Source organism: Microcoleus sp. C2D2, assembly GCF_036702495.1.
Classification (GTDB): domain Bacteria; phylum Cyanobacteriota; class Cyanobacteriia; order Cyanobacteriales; family Microcoleaceae; genus Microcoleus.
This window is the reverse complement of the sequence record NZ_JAUBTO010000263.1, coordinates 1-6,221: the sequence shown is the minus strand read 5'-3', so window position 1 is coordinate 6,221 and position 6,221 is coordinate 1. Positions and strand designations below refer to the sequence as shown.

5 protein-coding genes and 1 tRNA gene are annotated in these 6,221 nt (G+C 48.9%); 2 read left to right on the top strand and 4 right to left on the bottom strand.

What is annotated here, in order from left to right; genetic code table 11:
• Nucleotides 1-162: 162 nt before the first annotated feature.
• Nucleotides 163-1,053, bottom strand: coding sequence for a beta-carotene hydroxylase (gene crtR / locus QUB61_RS37275; protein WP_333136186.1), 891 nt, complete (start codon nucleotides 1,051-1,053; stop codon nucleotides 163-165).
• A gap of 432 nt (nucleotides 1,054-1,485) precedes the next feature.
• Between crtR and pyk the strand changes: the two genes are divergently transcribed.
• On the top strand, nucleotides 1,486-3,273 hold the full coding sequence (gene pyk, locus QUB61_RS37270; protein ID WP_333136184.1) for a pyruvate kinase: 1,788 nt from the start codon (nucleotides 1,486-1,488) through the stop codon (nucleotides 3,271-3,273).
• 94 nt (nucleotides 3,274-3,367) lie between these two features.
• Nucleotides 3,368-3,439, top strand: a tRNA-Thr gene (locus tag QUB61_RS37265).
• Between the two features lie 387 nt (nucleotides 3,440-3,826).
• Here QUB61_RS37265 and dnaB read toward each other — a convergent pair.
• The 3 genes from dnaB to QUB61_RS37250 form a co-directional block, all read right to left on the bottom strand.
• Nucleotides 3,827-5,137, bottom strand: a complete 1,311-nt coding sequence (gene dnaB / locus QUB61_RS37260; protein WP_333136181.1) for a replicative DNA helicase — start codon at nucleotides 5,135-5,137, stop codon at nucleotides 3,827-3,829.
• A 14-nt stretch (nucleotides 5,138-5,151) separates the two neighbouring features.
• Complete coding sequence (locus QUB61_RS37255; RefSeq protein WP_333136179.1) at nucleotides 5,152-5,775, bottom strand: hypothetical protein; 624 nt, start codon at nucleotides 5,773-5,775, stop codon at nucleotides 5,152-5,154.
• A gap of 5 nt (nucleotides 5,776-5,780) precedes the next feature.
• A partial coding sequence (locus QUB61_RS37250) for a hypothetical protein (RefSeq protein WP_333136177.1) occupies nucleotides 5,781-6,221 on the bottom strand: 441 nt, incomplete at its 5' end.

Genomic DNA, 6,221 nt, shown 5'->3' with positions numbered 1-6,221 from the left:
AAGGTTTCATCCTATTTTACCTTTTTTTGTCTACCCCCTTGACAATTTGCACTTTTTCTTAACTTGTCACAAATGCTCAAACCATTACCCCGAATTGCTTTTGCCTTCTTCCTTCTGCCATACAAAAAAAAACCCGGCCTCTCAAAGAAACCGGGTTTTTTGTCAATCAGACGCTTTCTTGTGATGCAGCCTAATCCCTAAAAAAATGTCATATATAAAACTCCAAAAGTCCTTTTTCCCTTCCAATATTCCCAAAGTTTGAGGAGAACCTTTCTCATCCAACAGCGGCTTCACAGCTTCGTAAGCAGGCTTGTAATTGTACCAAGGAATAGAAGGCCACAAGTGATGGATCAGATGATAATTCTGCCCCAAAATCAAGATATTTAGAATAGGACTAGGATATACTCTGGCATTTTTCCAACGATCGCGATCGTGAAACGGACGGTGCGGCAAATAATCAAAAAATAACCCCAAGGCCAACCCCACCACCAAAGCAGGAGAAAACCAAAAATTCAGCACATAACCTAAATGGTCGTACTGAATGGCGATATAAACCACCCCGATCACAAACAAACGGCTGAGAAACCATTCCAATAGTTCGTATTTCCGCCACAGTTTGCGCTTAAAAAAGAAAATCTCGTGGTAAAAAAACCTCGCAGCAATCAACCACAAAGGCCCGCCCGTCGAAACATAATGGTCTGGATCGTTATCTGGGTCATTGACATGGGCGTGATGCTGCATGTGTACCCGCGTAAACACCGGGAAAGCAAAACCCAACATCAGCGCGCTACCGTGTCCCAAAATAGCATTCATCGTGCGATCGCGATGGGCTGCATTATGAGACGCATCGTGTATCACAGTTCCGGCCATGTGCAACGCCAACACATTCAGCGAAAAACAGCACCACTCCGGCCATTCCCAACACCAGAAACCCAAGTTAGAAATCACGATAATCGCTACTGCACTCAAAAACAGCAGCAGTGTCGGATTCAAGTCACCGGGAGGACTCAGAAACTCTTTCGGCACTGTCAGCGGCCGTCCTGCCTCCGACATCTTTGTTAAGACTCCTTAATATTTCACACTTGCGTAGTATAAGATACAAGCCGGACAATAGTAAAGTTTTATGAAAGAACTCAGTTCGATCGCCAGAAACTAGCCTCTGCACAAACAGGAAAGTATTGATATTGTGCAAGGATACCAGTGCTAGATTAGCCAAAAGACCTCAGCAGACCAAATAAAATTAATGGGTATCTCTGTATTTATGTCAAGCCTGAGAGCGGAAAAATTTGCAAAAAAGACCGCTCCCCAAGAAAAGATTACCGATCGGTAAAAAGTCAGATATTCTATATATTGGTCAATACCTGACTGTTTTGACGACTATCAAAATTTTTAAGACTTGAGACTAGCGTCATTGCTTGTAGTGAAAGATGAAACGTTAGCCGAAATTTAAACAAGAAATCCACCTGCCTCCCCAGAACACCGCTGATGCAATTGCCAAAAGCCCTACGCCGGACTAAAATCGTCGCCACCATTGGCCCAGCAACTTCGGACCCTCAAGTGCTGCGCCAGCTCATAGAAGCCGGTGCCACAACTTTGCGACTCAACTTTTCCCACGGAACAGAAGAAGACCACCAGCGCAGCATTCGCTTAATCCGGCAAACCTCCTTTGAACTCAACCAGCCGGTCGCCATCCTCCAAGACCTCCAAGGCCCGAAAATTCGTTTAGGGCGCTTTGAGACAGGCTCTATAGTTGTCAAAAACGGCGATCCTTTCATTCTCACCAGCCGCCAGGTTCCCGGCACAGAGCTCATTTCTTCCGTCACCTACGATCCCCTAGCAGACGAAGTTCCAGAGGGAGCAGTGATTCTGCTCGACGACGGGAAAGTGGAAATGCGCGTCGAAAAAGTAGACCGCGCGGCGCGGGAATTGTACTGCCGCGTCGTCGTCGGCGGGCCGCTTTCCAACAACAAAGGCGTGAATTTTCCCGGAGTTTACCTGTCAATTAAGGCTCTGACTGACAAAGACCGCAAAGATTTAATGTTCGGCCTCGACCAAGGTGTTGATTGGGTGGCCCTGAGCTTTGTGCGGAATCCCCAGGATATGCTCGAAATTAAAGAGCTGATAGCCAGTGCGGGCAAGCAAGTACCGGTGATTGCCAAGATCGAAAAGCACGAGGCGATCGAACAAATGGAAGCAATCCTCGCCCTGTGCAACGGCGTGATGGTCGCCCGCGGGGATTTGGGAGTGGAACTGCCTGCCGAAGATGTGCCGCTTTTGCAAAAGCGCTTGATTGCTACTTCTAACCGCATGGGGATTCCGGTAATTACCGCTACCCAGATGCTCGACAGCATGGTGGGTAATCCCCGTCCCACCCGCGCCGAAATTTCCGACGTGGCCAACGCGATTCTCGACGGAACTGATGCGGTGATGCTCTCGAATGAAACCGCTGTGGGCAAGTTCCCCGTCGAAGCGGTGGCGACGATGGCGAGAATTGCGGTGCGGATGGAGAGGGAAGGAATTAGGGGCAATATTAGGAATGTAGAAGATATCGGTCGATCGATCCCCAACGGCATCAGCCAAGCAGTCAGCCAAATCTCCGAACAGTTGAACGCGGCCGCCATCATGACCTTGACCAAAACCGGCGCTACAGCGCGCAACGTCTCGAAATTCCGACCGAAAACAGCGATTTTGGCAGTTACTCCTCACGTAGACGTAGCCCGACAACTGCAATTAGTATGGGGAGTCAAACCCTTGCTGGTGCTGGATTTGCCCTCCACCGGCCAGACATTTCAATCGGCGATGACAGTCGCCCAGGAAAAAGAGTTAGTGTCCGACGGAGATTTAGTGGTGATGACCGCCGGTACTCTGCAAGGGGTTGCCGGCTCGACGGATTTGATCAAAGTTGAGGTAGTGACAGCGGTTTTAGGCAGAGGTACTGGTGTGGGTTTGGGCTCGGTGAGCGGCCTGGCCAGGGTTGCTCGTACTGCTGCGGATGTAGGCAATTTCCACCCGGGAGAAATTTTGGTAGTCGAGCACACCAGCGTCGCTTTTGTGGAGATGATTCGCAAAGCAGCCGGTGTGGTGACGGAGGAGGACAGTTTGACTTCTCACGCCGCGATTATCGGTTTGCGGTTGGGCGTGCCGGTGATGGTGGGCGTGCAGAATGCCACGCGGGTAATTCGGGACGGAACTATGCTGACGCTGGATATGCAGCGGGGTTTGGTTTATTCCGGGGCCAGAGGCGGCTCAACAGACGGGGAACTGGCCGTTTAACAAGTTTTGAGTTAGGAGTTGTGGAGTTTTTAATTAAATTCTACAACTCATTGCTTTTTTCGCTGTTGTTGTGCTATAATTCAAAATTGTCTGTGCCGATGTAGCTCAGGGGTAGAGTATTCGATTCGTAATCGAACGGTCGTGGGTTCAAATCCCACCATCGGCTTTGGGTTTCAGGCGCTACCGAAACCCAAGATGCACAGGCTGCACCTCAACTGCACCTCAAAAGTGTGTCAAACGCCCCTTTTTAAGAGGAATAAGCAGTGATCGCTCACAAATTTGTCGCTGTCTATTTTCTGGTGACAAAATTGTCTCACTACCGGGACTTCCAGTCTCACTACCGGGACTTCCAGTCTCACTACCGGGACTTCCACAGGCTGAAAAGTATTACTGGCAAGGGCTTTACGTTCTCTCATCTATTCTTCAAATATTTAACAATCTCCTGAGAGACTTTTTAGATTTTGAAGTGATGGAACTTTGAGAACCGCCCTTAAAATTCTTAACCAACAAAAAACCGCTTCAATAAGCGGCTAAGATTTAAGTCAATTAGAACTTATTTTGAAATATTGCGAAAAGTTCCTTTTTCTGGGTTGAACCAACATTTCGCGGTTCCGAGCGAGCCGTTCCGTTGTTTTCTCACTATCAACTCAATTTTGTCTCTTTCGGGGGAATCAGCATTGTAGTAGTCGTCTCGGTAGAGGCAAAGAGCAAGATCTGCGTCTTGCTCGATATCCCCGCTGTCCTTGAGGTCGGACATCAGAGGTCGCTTGTCGTTGCGAGCCTCTACGCCGCGATTTATCTGTGCCAGCGCCAGAAACGGCACGTCAAAGTCTTTGGCGATTGCTTTGCAATGGCCGGCGATGGCGCCTATGTCCTGGGCGCGGTTGCCCGCGTTCCTTTCGCCGAGTAATTGCAAGTAATCTAAAATCACCAGCCCTGGGCTGCCATGCTCCCGTTCGACACGCCGCAACACGCTTCTCATTGATGCTGGGGTTAGGGAAGTGCCCGGGGTATCGTCAATTATGATCGGTAGCTGCGCGAGGTTGCCCGCTGCTTCAGAGAGTTTTGGCCACTCCTCATCATAGATTTTGTTCCACATCAGTCGTTGAGAACTGATTCCTGAAACCAATGCTAGGAGCCGTTTTGTAAGAGCCTCGCGTGACATTTCCGCGCTGAAAAAAAGCACAGGTAGCTTGTATTTCTGGGCTATTTGTAGCGCCAGATAGATCGCAAACCATGTTTTGCCCATTGAGGCCCGAGCCGCTACCACAATCAAATCTTTTCTTGTTAGACCCCCTATCAGTTCGTCCACATCGTGCAGGCCGGTGAGGTATCCGGGCGGGGTGCCGGTTTCGAGGCTGACCCACACTTCTGCGAGGCAGTCTCCTACGCTAGAGATTTCTTGAGAGTGCGCGCGGTTGTTGATGCTGAGGATATCGGTCTCGGCTTCGGCGATCAGTTCTTCTAGGTCGCGCGCTGTTTGGTTTCCCGACTCTGCTATTTTGAAGCCGGCCTCAATCAATTTGCGTCGCCGGTATTTTTCTTCAATTAAAACTGCGTATTGGTCGATATTCACTGCCGAAACTGTGCGATCGACTAGCTGGGCAAGTTTGCTCAACCCGCCGACGCCTTCTAGCTGGCCGTGGTCTGTTAGCCAGGTGGTAACAGTCATCAAGTCTGATGAGTATCCCTGGGTTAATAAGGTCATCGCTGCCGAAAAGATCCTTTGATGGGATGGGATCGCAAAATACTCAGGTTGTAGTAAATCTGCTATCCGAGAAATTGCATCAGGGTCAATCAGAATCCCTCCGAGAATTGCTTCTTCGGCTTCCACATTCATTGGCATCATGTGTGATGTATTCATTTTTTAATTAATTTCTAAGTGGGTTTCTTACTGAACAATCCCTTGAGTTCTTCAGGAATAGGAGAAAAGGTGCGCTTGGTTTCTGTCGCTGTCGCTGTCGCTGTCGCTGTCGCTGTCGCTGTCGCTGTCGCTGTATGTTCCTGGAATTTCGCCCACCAATTTTGGAAATCTGCCGACTTTTCGACGTATCGATGTAAGCTTCTGAGTTCCTCTCCCTTGGTTTTTCGATATTCAGATTTGACAAAACTCTCAAATTCGTTTCGTATCGATTTAGGGAGTTGATTGAGCCTGGCATATGTCGGCTCTTTTTTTTCTGAAGAAGCGGGGGTTGCAACTTCTTCGGCCTCTCCGCGCCACAGGGAAATACCGCCTGTGGGTTCCCAATGAAATCCTAACTCGGGCAAGCTTTCGAGGCGTTTGAGCGCTCGATAAAATGTGCTTTTTGCGATGCCGAATTGCGTATAGAAAATCTTAGCTGAGGGGATATTAAGCTTCTGTCCTTTGGGTCTGTAAATGTTCGTCAGGCTCAGGATAAAATCAGCCGTACTGATTAACTTGGATTTGTAGCGCTGGATTAGATCGTCTAGAAAAAGGCGTTCGTGCTGTTGCGGGTTGGGGAGTTTCAGTGTTATATTCATGATAGTTAATAAATTGTTTTTGCGAGGGCGACCGATTCTGGGCGGTCGTTTTTTATGTCGATTCGAGGTGAGCGGGAGTAGCCATCAGGTAACACTTCGCAGCGCCACTTAATAGCGGCTCTTTTACTCCATCCATCCTTGCAAGCCTGCCAGATACTACCGTCTAAGGCTTTTACTTCGGTTGATTCCGGTTGTGGAGTGGTTGGTAATTTCAGACCCGGAAAGTGACTTCTCAGACCTTTCGCGGTGCGAATTGACCCCAGCGAGTAGATCGGCTGCTGTACCTGTCTTTCTTTTTGTGTGCCGCCCCAGGGATGAAAATCGCTAAATAATTCTGCTGCCTTGATTAAGAATGTCGAACCGAGTTTTACGCGATCGCTTCTGCGAACATTGCACTCCGCAATCCAGCCAATAGATGTGTGCCGGTAATTTTCAATTCTGACCAA